The sequence below is a fragment of the Streptomyces sp. STAM6 genome (assembly GCF_054963715.1).
Window position 1 is genome coordinate 43,539 of record NZ_JBUEFZ010000001.1, and the last position, 17,100, is coordinate 60,638.

Sequence of the window (17,100 nt, forward strand, 5' to 3'; positions counted from 1 at the left end):
CCCACCGTCGCCGGGTTCCCAGGGGGATCTGTTTGTCCGTGTCGTCGCCGCTGTCGTCCGTGCTGCTCCGCCGCCTCCGCAAGGTCTACGTCGACGGGGCCGGGCCCCGCCCCGGCGACGCGCCGACCGGCCCCGGGCTCGTCGCCCTCGAAGCCGAGCTGCTGGACCGCGGGTTCGCCCCGACGGCACGGCTGCGCGCCGCACTCGCCTGGCAGGGACCGGCCGGACTCGCCGACACGGGCAAGGACCTGCTGCGCCGGATCGACGCCGAACTGGGCGCCGACCGCACCCACATGCCGCTCTTCCGCAGCTTCCCGGCCTCCGTCCCCGACGACACCCTCCAGCTCTTCGTGGACCGTGTCTTCACCCTGCTTCTCCAGTGGCCCGCCCAGCCGTGCGTGCTGTGCGGCACGGTCGGCAGCGTCCACGCCGTCTCGCCCTGCGCCCATCTGGTGTGCCGCACCTGCTGGGACGGTGCCGACTACGCGGGCTGCCCGATCTGTCACCGCCGTATCGACCCGGCGGACCCCTTCCTGCGTCCGGCCCGGGTCCGCAACTCGCCCGGGACGACCGGCGGTCCGCTGCGCCTGCTGGACCTCGGCACCGACCGGTCCGCCGATGCCGCCGATGCGCTGCGCTCCCTGCTCGCCCGGCGTACGCCCCTGCCCCCGCGGGACCGCGACGACCTGAAGATCCTGCTGGCGCACGGGCCCGCGGCGCTGGACCGGCTGCCCGACGAGATTCCGGTGCGGGAGACGAAGGCGCTGCTCCTGGGCACCCTGCTGCTCGACGCGCGTACCCGGGAGGCGGTGCTCCCGCTGCTCGACAGCCGGCTGACCACCGCCACCGACGTGCTGCGGCTGATGGTCGTCTGGTCGGGCGGCGAGCCGGACCTGCTGGACCCGCGCCGCTTCCGTTCGCTGCCGCGCGTTCTGCGCCGCCGGCTCCTCGCCGTGCTGGACGGGCTGCCCGCCGAGTCGCTCGTCGAGGACGTGCTGCGGCACCCGGTCCGCTGGAAGCGGGCCGCGGAGGTCCTCCATCCTTACGAGCGGCCGGGCGACCACCCGAAGGCGGCGCTCGCGTTCGCGGTGCTGCGGGCCACCGACACCTCGGCGGTCCCGTTCGGCAAGATGCTGCTGCGCACGGCGGCCGAGCACTCCGGGGCGGTACGGATCGACGGCACCCGTGTCCGGGCCCACACCTGGTCCGGCCGGGTCGAGGAGGCGCTGCGGGCCGGGGACACCTCCGCCGCGCTCGACCTGCTCGTGGAGCGCCCGGGCGAACTGCTGCGCCGCCTGGACCACCTGCTGCGGCTGCACGGCCCGAAGGGCTTCGACGGGGCGCTGTCCGCGCGGTTCGCCACGGCGCTGTGGGGGGCACTGCCCGGAGCCGGGCCGGGCCCGCTGCTGGCCGCGCTCGGCCGGCTGAGGGAGCGCCACCTCCCCGGGGAGCGGCGGGTGTTCTTTCCGCGCGGCCGGGTGACCCACTCGTACACGATCGACGACACGCGCGCGCCCCTGCCGGCCGCGCTCACCGAGCGCATCTGCGGACTGCTGGAGGCCGAGGCGCTGCGCCGGCTGTCCACCGCTCCCCGCCACCGGACGGCCGTGCTCGACGCGCGTCTCGCGGGGCTGGCCGTCCCCTCCGCGGAGGGTGCCACGGCCACGTCGCTGGTGTCGGTGCCGCGCGGCAGCAGCCAGCCGCTGCCCCGGGGTGAGGTCCTGCGGATGTTCCTGCACTGGACGGAGCCGCCGAGGACCCGGGTGGACCTGGACCTGTCGGTCGCCCTGTACGACGCCGACTGGCGGTTCCTGGGGCTGTGCGACTACACGCACCTGGTGTTCGGGAGGCGGGCCGCCGTCCACTCCGGCGACCTGACGTCCGCGCCCGCCCCGGACGGGGCGACCGAGTACGTGGACCTGGACCTGGTCGCGCTCGCCGACTCGGGTGTGCGGTTCGCCATGCCCGTCGTTTTCAGCTTCAACGACATCCCCTTCGACCGGCTCGTCGACGCGTTCGCCGGTTTCATGGCGCTGGACTCCCGGGACGGCAGGACCTCGGCCTACCACCCGAGGACCGTGCGCCAGCGGTACGACCTGGCCGACGAGTCCCGTGTCCACGTGCCGATGCTGATGGACCTGAAGGAGGGCACGTTCCTGTGGACGGACCTGCACCTTCCGCCCTCCGTGTCCTCGGGGGGACACCACAGCGTGGGCCGGCACAGCGCGGATCTGGGGAGGATCGGCAGGGACGTGTTCCAGTACTTCACGGCGGGGCGCGCCACACTGTGGGACCTCGCGGTGTGGCACGCGGCGGCGCGGGCGGAGGAGACCGTCGTCGTCCGCAGCGACGAGCTCTGGTACTACACGCGCCGGCTCGGTGAGACGACCGACGGCTATGCCCGGCGTATCCGTACGAATCGGTCGCCGGACGCACGGCGGCGGGCCGCGGACCCGGCGGCGCTCGCCTCCGCCGCCGCGAGCGGGAGGCATGTGCTGCTCGCTCTGGTGGACGGGACGGTCGCGCCGGAGGGCGCGTCGGGCAGCGTCTACCGGCTGCTGCCCGGGCCGGTCGACGGCTGCGGACTGGAGCAGTTGTCCGCGGGCGACCTGGTCGCCCTGCTCGGCTGACGCCCCAACTCGCCCGCCGGGCGGGGCCGTCGGGAGCGCCGCGTCAACACGCGGCCCCCGTGGGGGGATGCCCGGGGGCGGCGATGTCAGTGGCGGCCTCTATTCTCAGTGACCATGCTCGACGACCGTACGACAGCAGCACCGTGGCCGACCGCCTACCCGCAGGGGTACGCGGTCGTCGACGTGGAGACCACCGGCCTCGCCCGCGACGACCGGATAGTGTCGGCTGCCGTCTACCGGCTGGACGCCCAGGGGAATGTGGAGGACCACTGGTACACGCTGGTCAATCCCGAGCGTGATCCGGGTCCGGTCTGGATCCACGGACTGACCAGTGACGTGCTGGAGGGTGCGCCGCTCTTCCCGGACGTGGCCGAGGAGTTCTCCGCGCGACTCGACGGCCGGGTGCTCGTCGCGCACAACGCCCTCTTCGACTGGTCGATGATCTCCCGGGAGTACGCGCGGGCGAAGCAGGCGGCGCCCGTGCGGCAGCGGCTGTGCACGATCGCGCTCGCCAAGGAACTGGCGCTGCCGCTGCCCAATCACAAGCTGGAGTCACTGGCGGCGCACTTCGGCGTGGTGCAGCAGCGCGCGCACAACGCGCTGGACGACGCGCGGGTACTGGCGGAGGCGTTCCGGCCGAGCCTCCACGCGGCGGCCGAGCGGGGTGTCCGGCTGCCGCTGCTGGAGTGCCGGCAGCTCACCGAATGGGTGTCCGCGCCGGCGGCGCCGCGCATCGGGTACCAGGCGCCGTACGGGCGGAACAGCTGGCGCCCGTCGCGCAAGCGGCCCGCGTGCCCGTATCCGAACCCCGGGCGCTACGAAGCGGACAAACCGCTCAAACAGGGCATGCGGGTGGCGTTTTCGGGTGACACCTCGGTCGACCGTGAGCTGCTGGAGGACCGGGCCGTCGAAGCGGGGCTGCACGTCGCCTCCAGTGTGTCCCGGCTGACGAGCCTGCTGGTCACCAACGACCCCGGGGCGTCGACGTCGAAGACGGTCAAGGCCAAGTCGTTCGGCACCCCGATCGTGGACGAGGCCGCGTTCACCCAACTGCTGCGGGACGTGGCCCCGGCAGCCGAGTCAGCAGACGGGTGACGGGCACGCCCCCGCCGGGCGTTTCGCCACCCGTTCCTCCCCCGCGCACCGCACCCTGTGGCGCATGGCACGTTGTGAGGTCTGCGGAAACGACTACGGCATGTCCTTCGAGGTGCACGCGCAGGGCGCGGTGCACGTCTTCGACTGCTTCGCCTGCGCCATCCACCGCATGGCGCCCATCTGCGAACACTGCCGGGTCCAGATCATCGGCCAGGGCGTCGAGGTCGACGGCCAGTGGTTCTGCGGCGGGCACTGCGCCCGCGCGGAGAAGGGCCAGGTGGGCATCGTCGACAAAGTGTGATCCGCGGCCCGCACCCGCCCCCCGCCCCGAACACCCCATGGCCCGAGTTGTACGGTCATGGGGTGTACCGCTTCCTGTTGTCCCGGCAGTGGGTGATCCTCACCCTCATCGCCCTCGTCCTCATCCCCGTGATGATCGAGCTGGGCTTCTGGCAGTTCCACCGGCACGAGCACCGGGTCGCGCAGAACGGCCTGATCGCGGACAACCTGCGGGCGGAGCCGGTTCCGGTGGCGGAGCTCACCTCCCCGGGGCACACCGTCCCCCGCTCGGACTACTGGCGCCGGGCCACCGCGACCGGCACGTTCGATCCCGCCCACGAGGTCGTCGTACGCCGCCGCACCAACGCCGACGACAAGGTCGGCTTCTTCGTCCTGACCCCGCTGGTCCTCGCCGACCAGAGGGTGGTCCTGGTCAACCGGGGCTGGGTGCCGGCCGCCGCCGACCAGATGTCCTTCCCCGAGGTGCCGCCCGCGCCGAAGGGCACGGTCACCGTCACCGGCCGCCTCAAGGCCGACGAGACCACCGGCGCGAGCGGCATCAAGGACCTCAGCGGCCTGCCGCCGCGCCAGGTCATGCTGATCAACGGCGAGCAGCAGGCCAGGATCCTTGGCCGGCAGGTGCTCGGCGGCTATCTGGAGCAGACGGCTCCCGAGCCCGCCGGGGGCACCCCGGAGCTGATCCCCGAGCCCGACCACGACTCCATCGGCCCGCACATGGCCTACGCGGTGCAGTGGTGGCTCTTCGCGGCCGGTGTCCCGGTCGGCTGGGTGGTGCTCGTCCGGCGGGAGAAGCGCGACCGCGAGGCCGCGGCCGCCGAGGCGGCGGGTTCCCCGGCGGAGCCCGAGCCCGCCTCGGCCTGACCGCACTGCTTAGCGGCCCGCCGGTGCGGGAACACGCCAGAGCGTGACCCAACGCATCGACGACTACGCTCTCATCGGCGATCTGCAGACCGCGGCCCTGGTGGGCAAGAACGGCTCGATCGACTGGCTCTGCCTGCCGCGCTTCGACTCGGCGGCCTGTTTCGCCGCGCTGCTCGGCGACGAGGACAACGGTCACTGGCGGATCGCCCCGGCCGGCGCGAAGAACTGCACCCGCCGCGGGTACCTGGGCGACTCCCTCGTTCTGGAGACCGTGTGGGAGACCCGCACCGGCACGGTCAGGGTCCTGGACTTCATGCCGCAGCGCGACCAGGCCCCCGACGTCATGCGGATCGTGGAGGGTGTCACCGGCAGCGTGGAGATGGCGTCGGTGCTGCGGCTGCGCTTCGACTTCGGCTCGATCGTGCCGTGGATGCGCCGCTCGGACGGCCACCGGGTGGCCGTCGCGGGGCCCGACTCCGCGTGGCTTCGCAGTGAGCCGGAGGTCAAGACGTGGGGTCAGCAGTTCAGCACCTGCTCGTCGTTCACCGTGGGGGCGGGCGAGAAGGTGGCGTTCGTCCTCACCTGGCACCCGTCGCACCACCCCCGTCCGGCGCTGGTCGATCCGCACGAGGCGCTGGAGCACACGCTGGAGGACTGGAAGTCGTGGGCGGCGCAGTGCACCTATGAGGGGCCGTACCGCGAGGCGGTGCTGCGGTCGCTGATCACGCTGAAGGCACTGACGTACGGCCCGACGGGCGGGATCGTCGCCGCGCCGACGACCTCGCTGCCGGAGGACATCGGCGGCGTGCGGAACTGGGACTACCGGTACTGCTGGCTGCGCGACTCGACGCTGACACTGGGCGCGCTGCTGTCGGCCGGCTACCTGGAGGAGGCGGAGGCCTGGCGGAACTGGCTGCTGCGGGCGGTCGCCGGTGACCCCGCCGACCTCCAGATCATGTACGGGCTGGCCGGTGAGCGGCGGCTCCCGGAGACGGAGCTGCCCTGGCTGCGCGGGTACGCCGGGTCGCGTCCGGTGCGCACGGGGAACGCGGCGGTGCACCAGCTGCAGCTCGATGTGTACGGGGAGGTCATCGACTCCCTCTACCTGGCCCGCGAGGCGGGGCTGGCGGGCGAGAAGCACGTGTGGAACCTGCAGCTGAGTCTGCTGGGCTTCCTGGAGTCGACCTGGCGGCAGCCCGACGAGGGGCTGTGGGAGGTGCGCGGACCGCGCCGTCACTTCGTCCACTCCAAGGTGATGGCGTGGGTGGCGGCCGACCGGGCGGTGCGGATCCTGGAGGAGGACCCGTCGCTGCGCGGGGATGTGTCGCGCTGGCGGCGGATGCGGGACGAGGTGCACCGCGATGTGTGCGAGAAGGGTTACGACCCGGAGCGGAACACCTTCACACAGGCGTACGGCTCCAAGGACCTGGACGCGGCGACGCTGCTGATCCCGCGCGTCGGCTTCCTGCCGCCGGACGACCCACGGGTGGTGGGAACGGTGGACGCGGTGCGCCGTGAGCTGAGCCACGACGGCTTCATCCGCCGGTACAGCACGGCAGGAGCGTCCGTCGACGGCCTGCCGGGGGACGAAGGAACGTTTCTCGTCTGCTCCTTCTGGCTGGCCGACGCCCTGCGGATGACCGGCCGCCCCCAGGAGGCGAGAGAGCTGTTCGAACGGCTGCTGCCGCTGCGCAACGACGTGGGTCTGCTGGCGGAGGAGTACGACCCGGTCGGCGGCCGGCAGCTGGGCAACTTCCCGCAGGCGTTCAGCCACATCGGCCTGGTGGGGACCGCCCTCGCGCTCGCGCGGGACGAGGCGGCAGGATAGGCCCATGGATCTTGGACTGAAGGACCGTGTGTATGTCGTGACCGGCGCCTCCCGCGGACTGGGCAACGCGACGGCCCGGGCGCTGGTGGACGAGGGCGCGAAGGTCGTCGTGGCGTCGAGGGACGAGAAGTCCGTCGCCCGGGCCGCCGCCGCGCTGGGACCGGACGCCGTGGGGGTCGCCGCGGACAACGCCGACCCGGCGACCGCGGGGCGTCTCGTCGAGGAGGCCCGGTCCCGCTTCGGCCGCTTCGACGGCATCCTGATCAGTGTGGGCGGCCCGGCGGCGGGGTCCGCGGCGGACAACACCGACGAGCAGTGGCGGGCGGCGTTCGAGTCGGTGTTCCTGGGTGCCGTGCGGATGGCCCGGACCGCGGCGGCCGAGCTGTCCGAGGGCGGCGTCATCGGCTTCGTGCTCTCAGGTTCGGTGTACGAGCCGATCCCTGGCCTGACGATCTCCAACGGCCTGCGCCCCGGCCTCGCGGGCTTCGCCAAGTCGCTCGCCAACGAGGTGGGGCCGCGCGGCATCCGGGTCGTCGGACTGCTCCCGGGCCGTATCGACACGGACCGGGTGCGCGAGCTGGACGGGCTGTCCGGCGACCCGGAGGCGGCGCGCGCGACGAGCTCGGCCCGCATCCCGCTGCGCCGGTACGGCACCCCGGAGGAGTTCGGCACCACGGCCGCGTTCGTGCTCTCGCCGGCGGCGTCCTATCTGACGGGCGTGATGATCCCCGTCGACGGCGGCAGCCGGCACGGCTTCTGACGGCCTTTCTCAGGAGACGCGGTGCGGCTGCCGGCGCGTCGGGCGGAGGCGGGCCTCGGTGGGGAGCGCCGCCAGCCCGGCCGACTCACGGGCGTGCACCAGCGCCCCGTCGGTCAGACGTGTCAGTGCCTCCCGCGGTGAGGCGTGGGCCTCCAGCGTCAGCAGGATCCGCGCGGCCGGCGCCATACGGCGGCCGGTCAGCCGGACACGGGCGCGCGAGACGCCCTCCACCGCCGCGGCCTCGTCCTCCACGGCCCCTTCGAGCGCCCGCCCGCGCAGCACCGCTTCCTCGCCGTCACCACTGTCGACGAGCACTTCGGCCAGCCGGTGCCGGCGGAACTGGGCGAACAACCACCCCAGGGCGAACAGCACCAGCAGCGCGAGCACGGCGATGACGACGGGCCACCACCAGCCCTCGTCGCGCCAGCGCTGCCGGCCCGAGTCCGTGAGCAGAACGGCGTCGGGGCCCTGCCACGGCCACCACGACGGCACGTCCAGGTCCAGCCCCGCGGCGGCGACGGCGCCGCCGACACAGATCAGCACCAGTCCCGCCAGGGCGAGCAGTACCCGGTTGACGCTCCTCAGCACTCCGCTCATGCCCTTACCTCTTCTTCGCCGGGCGGAAGACGTGCAGGGACACCGTGGGCGGCGCGGCGAGGCCGAGCTCCCGGACGGCGCCGGCCAGAGCACGGTCCAGGTCCGCCCGGACGTCGTCGAGTTCGCGGAAGTGGGCCACGGCCCGGACCGTGGCCTTGGTGCGCCTCGCCCGTACGCGCGCGGACTGCACTCCCGACACCTCCAGGGCCCGGTCGCGCAGGACGACCTCCACCGCCTCACGGCCGAGACCCGCGCGCACCGGGGAGGAGTCGCGCCGCATCGGGAGGAGGGAGCGCAGTCCGGGCGTGGCGGCCAGCACGACCAGCCACACCCCCAGCAGGACCGCGACACCGGCGCCCACCAGCACCCACACGTCGTCGAGCGGCCGGGTGGCCAGTTCGCCGGCGAGGGAGCGGCGCCAGCGCATACCGGGCCGGCCGGCCCGGACCGCGGCGACGTCGTAGAGCAGCAGCCCCGCGCCGGCGAGCACCACGAGAGCGAGAAGCGCGGCCGGGACGCGCCGTACCGACCAGAAGCGCCGGGCCTGTCCGGGCGGCTCTTCGGGCGGCGGCTCGGTCTCCCCGTCGGGCACGGGAGCGGGTCCGCGAACCGGCCCGCCCTCACCCTCGTCCCTGTCCTTGGCCCCGTCCTCGCTCATCGCACCCTCCCCCGGCCCTCGGCGGACGCGTACGGCGAGTGCAGCCGTTCCACGTGGACCGCCACCTCCGGTACCTCCATGCCTGCCAGCGATTCGACGCGCCGGACGACCCGGGCGCGTACCGCACGGCACTGGCCGCCGATGTCGGAGGGGTAGCCGAGTTCGACGGTGACCCGTACGCGGGCGGTGTCCCGGTGGACCACGACGGAGGCGTGCGGCGCCCCGCGACCGGCGGGGGCACCGTGGAGCGCCTCCCGTGCCGCCTGTACGGCGATCTTGGCCACGACCCGGTCGGCGACGGTGGTCGCCCCGCGTTCCGCCGGCGCGATCCGGCCCGCGTCCCCCACCGCCGTCACCGCCGCCGGTCGTCGCGCTGGCGGCTCCGGAAGAAGTCTCCGGGCTCCAGATCACCATCGGCGAACCGGCCCACCACGAGGCCGACCGCGCCCAGGGCGGCGACCAGCAAGAACGCCCCGAAGCCGCCGAAGTACCCGGCGAAGCCGAGACCCATCCCGGCCCACAGGCCGACCATCGCCATGCTCATCGTCCGCTCCTCTCGCAGCCTCACCCGTCGTCAGCGCAGCCGTACGGCTGCTACTGCAGACGGGTCTCCTGCTCCTCGTCCTCTTCCTCGGGCAGCTTCACATCGCTCACCGCGATGTTGGCCTCGACGACCTCGAGGCCCGTCATGCGCTCCACGGCGGAGATGACGTTCTCGCGGACCGCGCCGGCGACATCGGCGATGGAGACGCCGTAATCGACGACGATCTCCAGGTCGAGCGCCGTCTGCACTTCTCCGACCTCGGCCTTCACACCGCGCGAGACGCTGGGGCGGCCGCCCGGGACACGGTCGCGCACGGCGCCGAAGGTGCGGGACAGACCGCTGCCCATGGCGTGGACGCCGACGACGTCGCGGGCGGCCAGGCCGGCGATCTTCTCGACCACGCCGTCGGCGATGGTGGTGCGGCCGCGCGTGGCCGGGTCTCCGCCACCGCCGGTCCGCTTGGTCACGGAGGTCTTACCGGTCTCCTCGGCCCTGGGGCCCTTGCTCTGTGCGGTGTCGCTCATCGCCGTTTGCACCTTCCGGGCGGGTTTGGACTCCGATGGCCACATTAGGCGGGGTTGCGCGGTCCTGCGCCGGGGATACGGCAGGCTGGAGCAATGACGACGGCTGACGGATGGGCCACCGAAGTACGGCGCCGGCTCGGCCTGGGCCGGCTGCTTCCCCTGGGTGGTGCGGCGGACGGGGCCTGGCTGGCGGAGCGGGCGGCGCAGGCGGTGCTGCGCCGGGCGGCGGCACGGGTACCGGGGGTGTCACCGGGGCGGCTGCGGGTCGGCCCGGCCGGTGTGGAGCCGGAGCAGGAGCCCGTGGAGCCGGTGTTCCCGCCGCCTCCGGGGGCGCTGCCGCCCGGCGCGCTGCGTGTGGAGGCGGAGTTCGCGGCCGAGGTCGCGGCGGCGGCGGACGCGCCGCTGCCGGATCTGGCGCAGCGGCTGCGTACGGCGCTGCTGGCCGCGTCGGAGGAACGACTGGGCCTGGTGGTGGGCGAGGTCGACCTGCGGGTGACGGCCCTGCTGGAGGGCGCCGCGGAGACCGCCGCGGAGACCGCTCCCCCGCTCGCGGATTCGCCGGAGCCGGCTCGTCCACCCGGGGGAACCGCCCCGGCCGCGACGGACCGGGTGGCGCGGGCGGCGGCGTCCGCGCCGGGGGTCGCCCATCTCACCGCGGCCCTGGGCGCGCCGGTCCACCGGGCCGCCGGTCATCTCCGGATCGAGCTGGCCACGGCACCCGGCCACCGTGCCCTGGACGTCGCTCTCGCGGTCCGTACCGCCGTCGGTGGCACGCTCCCGGTGACGGTCCTGGTCACCGATGTGCTCGAGGAGCCGCCCGGACAGCGGTGAGGGGGCCTTGCCGTCAGTCGGCGAGGCCCGCGAGGTCGCGCAGGCGACGGGCCTGGGCGGCGCGCTCGGCGACGCGCTGCTCCTCGTAGCCGCGGTCCTGGGCGCCACGCAGCAGCGCCTTGGTCTCGATGACGGCGTCGCGGGGGGCGGACAGCAGGGCGCCCGCGAGGTCACGCACGGCCGCGTCGAGTTCCTCGACGGGCACCACGAGGTTGGCCAGGCCGATGCGCTCGGCCTCCTCGGCATGGACGAACCGGCCCGTGGCGCAGATCTCCAGCGCGCGGGCGTATCCGACGGCCGCGACGAGCGGATGCGTGCCGGTCAGGTCGGGGACGAGGCCCAGGCTGGTCTCACGCATGGCGAACTGCACGTCCTGCGCGACGACCCTGAGGTCGCAGGCGAGGGCGAGCTGGAAGCCCGCGCCGATCGCGTGTCCCTGGACAGCGGCGATCGACACGACGTCATTGCGCCGCCACCAGGTGAATGCCTCCTGGTACTCGGCGATGACCGCGTCGAGCTCCTCGTCGGAGCCGCGCGCCAGATCGAGGAACGACGGCTCACCGTCGAAGCCTTCCGGCGTGAACGCCTGCCGGTCGAGACCCGCGGAGAAGGACTTGCCCTCACCGCGCAGCACCACGACCCGCACGTTGCCCGGCAGCGACTGCCCGGCCTCCACGAGTGCCCGCCACAGAGCGGGCGACTGCGCGTTGCGCTTGGCCGGGTTGGCCAGGGTCACCGTGGCAACGGCGTCCTCTACGGTCAGCCGTACGCCGTCCTTGTCGAACACGTCGAGGACAGAGTCGATCGAGGTCATGGGGCGCCTCCGGGTCCGGTGCACTGAGACGTGCGACGAGGTCGCACGACCTGGTAAGTGACTGCACAGTAACCACCCGGCCGACCTGACGTCCCCCCGGGCCCCATGTAAGAGCCCGGGGAGAGATCGACCGGGTGGCCCCTGCCGGAACCGGTGGGCCAAACGAGTCGCGCTCGGTATCAGGCCGAAGCGGCCTTCTTCCCTCGCGTCGCTCCGCCACGTCCACGCAGCGTGACTCCGGACTCGCTGAGCATCCGGTGGACGAATCCATAGGATCGGCCCGTTTCCTCGGCCAATGCCCGGATGCTCGCACCGGAGTCGTACTTCTTCTTCAGGTCTGCCGCGAGCTTGTCGCGCGCGGCGCCGGTCACCCGGCTGCCCTTCTTCAGAGTCTCGGCCACCCGTGCCTCCTCATGGGAAGTGCGCTCTGGACTCTCATGATCACCCCTCTGGGGCTTCATGGCCACCCATTCGACAAGGTCTGTGCCACAAGGTTTCGCCGCGGCGCCGCCGGCGCTCGGGCTCCGGCCATCGGCGCGGCGCGAGCGCGGGCGCGAAGTACCAGGTCAGCGCGGGGCAGGGAACGACGGCGCGGCGCGGCCCCGGAAGGCGGGAATCCGCCCGGTGCCACGCCGCGATATGAGACGCGCTCACTCAGATGATGGATCACACGTAAGCCGAATGATCCATGGGGAGATGATCAGGCGAGGGCGACCAGGTCCGCGTAGTCCGCGCCCCACAGGTCCTCGACCCCGTCCGGCAGCAGGATGATGCGCTCCGGCTGGAGGGCGTCGACCGCCCCCTCGTCGTGCGTGACGAGGACGACCGCGCCCTTGTAGGTGCGCAGTGCGCCGAGGATCTCCTCGCGGCTGGCCGGGTCGAGGTTGTTCGTCGGCTCGTCGAGGAGCAGCACGTTCGCCGAGGACACCACGAGGGTCGCGAGCGCCAGACGGGTCTTCTCGCCGCCGGAGAGGACACCGGCCGGCTTGTCGACGTCGTCACCGGAGAAGAGGAAGGAACCGAGCACCTTGCGGACCTCGACGAGGTCCATGTCCGGCGCGGCGGAGCGCATGTTCTCCAGGACGGTGCGGTCCGGGTCGAGGGTCTCGTGCTCCTGGGCGTAGTACCCGAGCTTGAGGCCGTGACCGGGGGTGACCTCGCCCGTGTCCGGCTGCTCGACGCCGGCGAGGAGCCGCAGCAGGGTGGTCTTGCCCGCACCGTTGAGGCCGAGGATGACGACCCTGGAGCCCTTGTCGATGGCGAGGTCGACGTCGGTGAAGATCTCCAGGGAGCCGTACGACTTGGACAGGCCCTCGGCGGTCAGCGGGGTCTTGCCGCAGGGCGCGGGGTCCGGGAAGCGGAGCTTGGCGACCTTGTCGGAGACCCGGACCTCTTCGAGGCCGGCCAGCAGCCGCTCGGCGCGACGGGCCATGTTCTGCGCGGCGACGGTCTTGGTGGCCTTGGCCCGCATCTTGTCGGCCTGCGAGTTGAGGGCGGCGGCCTTCTTCTCGGCATTGGCGCGCTCGCGCTTGCGGCGCTTCTCGTCGGCCTCGCGCTGCTGCTGGTAGAGCTTCCAGCCCATGTTGTAGACGTCGATCGTCGACCGGTTGGCGTCCAGGTAGAAGACCTTGTTGACGACCGTCTCGACGAGGTCGACGTCGTGGGAGATGACGATGAAGCCACCGCGGTACGTCTTGAGGTAGTCGCGCAGCCAGACGATCGAGTCGGCGTCGAGGTGGTTGGTCGGCTCGTCGAGGAGCAGGGTGTCGGCGTCCGAGAAGAGGATGCGCGCGAGTTCGACGCGGCGGCGCTGACCGCCGGAGAGCGTGTGCAGCGGCTGGCCGAGGACGCGGTCGGGCAGACCGAGTGCGGCGGCGATGGTGGCGGCCTCGGCCTCGGCGGCGTACCCGCCCTTGGTGAGGAACTCGGTCTCCTGGCGCTCGTACTGCTTGAGCGCCTTCTCGCGGGTGGCGCCCTGGCCGTTGGCGATCCGGTCCTCGTTCTGCCGCATCTTGCGGATCAGCACGTCGAGGCCGCGGGCGGAGAGGATGCGGTCGCGGGCGAGCACGTCGAGGTCGCCGGTGCGCGGGTCCTGCGGGAGATAGCCGACCTCACCGGAGCGGGCGATGTTGCCGGCGGCGGGGATGCCTTCGCCCGCGAGGCACTTGGTGAGCGTGGTCTTGCCGGCACCGTTGCGGCCGACCAGACCGATGCGGTCACCCTTGGCGACGCGGAAGGAAGCGGACTCGATGAGAACGCGGGCGCCGGCGCGCAGCTCGATGCCGGAAGCGGTGATCACGGACAGACTCCAGGGCGATATGGACGGCGGAAGGACGGCTGGTGCGGTGGCTTCGACGCCGGTCTATTGCGCGGGGAGAATGGCCATGCGGCCAGTCTAACGGGCACCTGCAACTGCTTTTCGGCCACGATCGGCCCTCGGCGGGCCCGGCGGGGGCTCCCGTCCCCTCCGCCTTGCCGGGTTCCGAACAGGCGATGTGGCCCGTCGCAACACGTTCCGCCGAAGTTCCGCCCGGACGAGTGCTTGCGGGGCCGTTGTCGGTGGGCGGTGCCAGACTGGGAGCCAACTGAGAGCCGGATCACAATCGTGGAAGGGCGATCGGCATGGCGGACGTACCGAGCATCTACCCGACGATTCTGTACGACGACGCGAAGGCGGCCATCAGGACGCTGAAGGAAGCCTTCGGGTTCACCGAGGTGAGTGTGTACGAGGGGGAGGACGGCAGCGTCGTCCACTCCGAGCTGGCCTGTGGGAACGGCATGGTGATGCTGGGCTCCAAGGGCGGCGAGGGGGTCTTCGCCAAGGCCATGGCGGGGGCCGGTCCGGTCGGTGTCTATGTGGTCGTCGAGGACGTGGACGGGCACCATGCTCGCGCGGTGGAGCACGGGGTGGAGATCCTGATGCCGCCCACGGACCAGGACTACGGCTCGCGGGACTACATGGCGCGGGACGCCGAGGGGAACGTCTGGAGCTTCGGGACGTACGCCCCCGGCGCCTCGGGGTAGCCGTCGGCGGCTGCCACCGCACGCGGTGGGCGGTCAGGCGCCTCCGGTGTGCACCTGGAAGGCGGCCCGGCGCACCGCCTTGGCGAGGGCGGGGTCGGGGTGCGCGGCCGCGAGGGCGACCAGGACCTGCACGGTGCGGGGGTGGCCGATCGCCCGGACCTCGTCGAGCAGAGCGGGCACGGTGCCCTGGACGGCGGATTCCAGGTGGCGGACGAGCAGGCTCGCCTCACCGTGGTCGGCCACGGCCGCCGCGGTGTCGACCCACAGCCATGTGGCCTCTTCGCGGGTGAGCACGTCAGGGGCCTCGTCGGGGTCCGCGCCCTCGTGCTCGGCGAGCCAGAGCAGGGCGTAGGGGCGCAGTGAGGCTTCCCGCGCGGCGGCGCGCACCTCGGCCTCGGCCGCGGCGCCGACGACCCGGAGGGCCTCGAAGGCCAGGCCGCGCAGCAGCGCGTCCTCGCCCCTGGCGACGGCGAGCAGTTCGGCGACGGCCCTGCCGACGGGTCGGGCGGCGAGCCAGGCGCGGTACTCGACGCGGGCCGGGCCGGGGGTGAGGCGGGCGCAGCCGCGCAGCATGTCCTCGGCGGACTGCTCGATGTTGCCCGCGGGGCTCTGCGCGGCGACGCAGATCTGCTCCAGCTTGACCCACACCGCCCAGTTGCCGAGCGGGGTGAGGGTGGCGTGGCGGCCGTCCAGGGTGAGCGCACCGACGTCGGCCAGGCCCTCCAGGGCCCAGTCGAGCAGAAGGGAGACGGAGACCGGGTCGGGCAGCGGGTGGGGCTGGGGGCCGGTGGGCACCTCGCAGCGCTCCTCGCGCAGTTCCGCGACGCGCTGCTGCAGCAGGTCGAGGAGGGCCGGGACGGGCACAGGACCGGCCGACAGCTGGAGGAGGGAGAGCACCTGGGGGACGGCCTCCACGACCTCGGCGACCGCCGCGGGCGCGACGTCCCCGGGCGCAGGGTGGACCAGCGACCAGGCGTCGAAGAGGGCCACCCAGCCGCGCAGGACGGCCGAGTCGTCACGGTCCCAGGCACGCAGCCGCCAGCCGGGGCGGGCGGTGTCGCCGTGGAGTTCGACGAGACCGGCGAGACGTGCCCTGTCCCAGCCGGCACGCACCTGCTGCGGTGTCAGCTCCAGTGCGGCGGCCGCCCGTTCCTGGGCGGAGGTGGCGTCGGGGGCGCGGTCGACGGCCGCCCAGCGGGCGATCCGGACGGCGTCCGCGAGGACGGTCCTCGCCTGGCGGGCCAGCTCCGCGGGGGGCGGTGTGCCCTCCGGCGGCCGCGGCGCCGGCCTGGTACGCCGGGTCGTCACAGCCCGTCGGGCCGTGGTCAGGGGCCTCGGACGGACGAGTCGGAGTCTGGAGTTGCGCGCCAATTGCTCATCAGGCTTTCGAGACGTCACGGGGGCAGTCTTCCCGCTGACGGCCCGAAAGCCCAAACGGAATGCGGTTTGCCGGACGCGGAGGACGGTCCGTGGGCTACATGAGGGGGGTGAGGAAGCGCCGGAGGGCCTCTTCGTACCGGTGGGGGTCCGCGTTCCACATGGCCGCGTGCGGGGCGCCCCGGACGGTGTGAAGGGTGACCAGGTCGGGACGGCGTGCGGCGAGTTCGCGTGAACCGTCCCAGGAGGCGATGTGGTCGTCGGGACCGTGGAAGATCAGGGTCGGGACGCGTACCCCGTCCGGGTCGGCGGCCTCGGCGAGGCGGTCGGCGTGCGGACCGGTCCTGCCCTGGGCGGCGCGGACGGCGAGCGGCAGCAGGGCGCCGGGGACGCGCCGGGCGGAGGCCAGGGCGCGCAGGGTGGCTTCCCAGTCCAGGACCGGCGAGTCGAGCACGAGCCCGCCGATGCGGTCGCGCAGGCCGCTGTTGGCGGCGGCGTGCAGGGCCATCGAGGCGCCGGTGGACCAGCCGTGCAGGATGACGCGTTCGGCGCCGGACCGCACGGCGTGACGGATCGCGGCGTCCAGGTCGCGCCATTCGGAGTCGCCGAGGTGGCCGAGGCCGTCGGGCGAGCGGGGCGCTCCCTCGTCGCCGCGGTACGCGAGGGCGAGCACCGGGAGCCGCCGGCCGTGCAGGAACCGCATGAGGTTCATGGTGTGCTCGCGGCCGGTGCCGATGCCGTGCACGACGATCACCCAGGTGGTGCGGGGCGCCGGGAGGAACCAGGCGGGCAGGGTGCCCAGTTCGCCGGTGATCTCGATGTCGTGGTGTTCGAGGCCCAGCGCTTCGAGGGGGGTTCCGGTGTAGAGCTGGGGGGTGAGCCGGACGCGGTCGCCGGCTTCCATGCTCCCCCGGTCGACCAGGCGGCGCACGACGGTGTCGACGGAGTGCGGCACATCCGTGAGGACGGGGCCGACGACGGCGTGGGCGTCGGGGCCCTCCAGGCCGTAGAGCCCCGGGCGCAGGGCGGCCAGGCAGCGGGTCAGGGCGACCCGGCCGTCTCCCACGGAGTGCACGGTCAGCCGTGGCTCCCCGGGCAGCGGATGGCCGGGCGGCACGTTGAGCGCGGTGCTGCTGGCGTATCGGCCGGCCGCGATCGTGGCCGCGCCGACACCGATCAGGGTGGTGACGGCCGCTGCCGTCGCTGTAGCCGGGCGCACCGTTCCAGTGTCGTCGCGGCGGCGCGGCCGTGCCAGTG

Annotated in this window: 18 protein-coding genes; 8 read left to right on the forward strand and 10 right to left on the reverse strand. The window is 73.2% G+C overall.

Annotated elements, in window-relative coordinates; genetic code table 11:
• The first annotated feature begins 38 nt into the window (after window positions 1-38).
• The 6 genes from ACY34K_RS00215 to ACY34K_RS00240 all read left to right on the forward strand — a co-directional run bounded on the left by ACY34K_RS00215 (window position 39) and on the right by ACY34K_RS00240 (window position 7,474).
• Window positions 39-2,630: an MXAN_6230/SCO0854 family RING domain-containing protein gene (locus ACY34K_RS00215; RefSeq protein ID WP_462741554.1), complete on the forward strand. Its 2,592-nt coding sequence runs from the start codon at window positions 39-41 to the stop codon at window positions 2,628-2,630.
• Between the two features lie 108 nt (window positions 2,631-2,738).
• Window positions 2,739-3,725, forward strand: a complete 987-nt coding sequence (locus tag ACY34K_RS00220) for a DEDDh family exonuclease (RefSeq protein WP_462741557.1) — start codon at window positions 2,739-2,741, stop codon at window positions 3,723-3,725.
• Between the two features lie 64 nt (window positions 3,726-3,789).
• Window positions 3,790-4,026: a hypothetical protein gene (locus ACY34K_RS00225; protein WP_078887695.1), complete on the forward strand. Its 237-nt coding sequence runs from the start codon at window positions 3,790-3,792 to the stop codon at window positions 4,024-4,026.
• Between the two features lie 62 nt (window positions 4,027-4,088).
• Window positions 4,089-4,886 carry an SURF1 family cytochrome oxidase biogenesis protein gene (locus ACY34K_RS00230; RefSeq protein ID WP_462741561.1) on the forward strand — a complete coding sequence of 266 codons (798 nt, stop codon included), beginning with the start codon at window positions 4,089-4,091 and terminating at the stop codon, window positions 4,884-4,886.
• A 43-nt stretch (window positions 4,887-4,929) separates the two neighbouring features.
• Window positions 4,930-6,714 carry a glycoside hydrolase family 15 protein gene (locus ACY34K_RS00235; protein ID WP_462741564.1) on the forward strand — a complete coding sequence of 595 codons (1,785 nt, stop codon included), beginning with the start codon at window positions 4,930-4,932 and terminating at the stop codon, window positions 6,712-6,714.
• A 4-nt stretch (window positions 6,715-6,718) separates the two neighbouring features.
• On the forward strand, window positions 6,719-7,474 hold the full coding sequence (locus ACY34K_RS00240) for an SDR family oxidoreductase (protein WP_462741567.1): 756 nt from the start codon (window positions 6,719-6,721) through the stop codon (window positions 7,472-7,474).
• Window positions 7,475-7,483: 9 nt separating this feature from the next.
• On the opposite strand, the gene amaP is transcribed toward ACY34K_RS00240, so the two are convergent.
• From amaP to ACY34K_RS00265, 5 genes are read right to left on the reverse strand one after another with little or no spacing between them, the layout of a single operon-like run.
• Window positions 7,484-8,071: an alkaline shock response membrane anchor protein AmaP gene (gene amaP / locus ACY34K_RS00245; protein WP_462741570.1), complete on the reverse strand. Its 588-nt coding sequence runs from the start codon at window positions 8,069-8,071 to the stop codon at window positions 7,484-7,486.
• Window positions 8,072-8,075: 4 nt separating this feature from the next.
• Complete coding sequence (locus ACY34K_RS00250; RefSeq protein WP_462741573.1) at window positions 8,076-8,729, reverse strand: DUF6286 domain-containing protein; 654 nt, start codon at window positions 8,727-8,729, stop codon at window positions 8,076-8,078.
• Entirely contained in the window at window positions 8,726-9,085 is a 360-nt protein-coding gene (locus ACY34K_RS00255) for an Asp23/Gls24 family envelope stress response protein (RefSeq protein ID WP_462741576.1), read from the reverse strand. Before ACY34K_RS00255 ends, ACY34K_RS00250 begins: the two co-directional genes overlap by 4 nt.
• Window positions 9,082-9,273 (reverse strand): hypothetical protein, encoded by a 192-nt coding sequence (locus ACY34K_RS00260; RefSeq protein WP_462741579.1) that lies wholly within the window; start codon window positions 9,271-9,273, stop codon window positions 9,082-9,084. The genes ACY34K_RS00255 and ACY34K_RS00260 overlap by 4 nt, the downstream gene beginning before the upstream one ends.
• A gap of 50 nt (window positions 9,274-9,323) precedes the next feature.
• The gene (locus ACY34K_RS00265; RefSeq protein WP_462741581.1) at window positions 9,324-9,797 is read right to left on the reverse strand and encodes an Asp23/Gls24 family envelope stress response protein; all 474 of its coding nucleotides are present in this window, start codon (window positions 9,795-9,797) and stop codon (window positions 9,324-9,326) included.
• Window positions 9,798-9,890: 93 nt separating this feature from the next.
• Between ACY34K_RS00265 and ACY34K_RS00270 the strand changes: the two genes are divergently transcribed.
• Window positions 9,891-10,628: a hypothetical protein gene (locus tag ACY34K_RS00270; protein WP_462741584.1), complete on the forward strand. Its 738-nt coding sequence runs from the start codon at window positions 9,891-9,893 to the stop codon at window positions 10,626-10,628.
• A 13-nt stretch (window positions 10,629-10,641) separates the two neighbouring features.
• Here ACY34K_RS00270 and ACY34K_RS00275 read toward each other — a convergent pair whose 3' ends face one another.
• The 3 genes from ACY34K_RS00275 to abc-f form a co-directional block, all read right to left on the reverse strand.
• Window positions 10,642-11,442 carry an enoyl-CoA hydratase/isomerase family protein gene (locus tag ACY34K_RS00275; RefSeq protein ID WP_462741587.1) on the reverse strand — a complete coding sequence of 267 codons (801 nt, stop codon included), beginning with the start codon at window positions 11,440-11,442 and terminating at the stop codon, window positions 10,642-10,644.
• Window positions 11,443-11,621: 179 nt separating this feature from the next.
• Window positions 11,622-11,843 carry a helix-turn-helix domain-containing protein gene (locus ACY34K_RS00280; protein ID WP_006123601.1) on the reverse strand — a complete coding sequence of 74 codons (222 nt, stop codon included), beginning with the start codon at window positions 11,841-11,843 and terminating at the stop codon, window positions 11,622-11,624.
• Window positions 11,844-12,142: 299 nt separating this feature from the next.
• Window positions 12,143-13,741 carry a ribosomal protection-like ABC-F family protein gene (gene abc-f, locus ACY34K_RS00285; protein ID WP_462741604.1) on the reverse strand — a complete coding sequence of 533 codons (1,599 nt, stop codon included), beginning with the start codon at window positions 13,739-13,741 and terminating at the stop codon, window positions 12,143-12,145.
• Window positions 13,742-14,064: 323 nt separating this feature from the next.
• Between abc-f and ACY34K_RS00290 the strand changes: the two genes are divergently transcribed.
• Complete coding sequence (locus ACY34K_RS00290; protein WP_462741607.1) at window positions 14,065-14,466, forward strand: VOC family protein; 402 nt, start codon at window positions 14,065-14,067, stop codon at window positions 14,464-14,466.
• A 33-nt stretch (window positions 14,467-14,499) separates the two neighbouring features.
• On the opposite strand, the gene ACY34K_RS00295 is transcribed toward ACY34K_RS00290, so the two are convergent.
• Together ACY34K_RS00295 and ACY34K_RS00300 are read right to left on the reverse strand one after the other, a co-directional pair.
• Window positions 14,500-15,864, reverse strand: coding sequence for a hypothetical protein (locus ACY34K_RS00295; protein ID WP_462741610.1), 1,365 nt, complete (start codon window positions 15,862-15,864; stop codon window positions 14,500-14,502).
• A 76-nt stretch (window positions 15,865-15,940) separates the two neighbouring features.
• Window positions 15,941-17,062: an alpha/beta hydrolase gene (locus tag ACY34K_RS00300; RefSeq protein WP_462741613.1), complete on the reverse strand. Its 1,122-nt coding sequence runs from the start codon at window positions 17,060-17,062 to the stop codon at window positions 15,941-15,943.
• Window positions 17,063-17,100 lie beyond the last annotated feature (38 nt).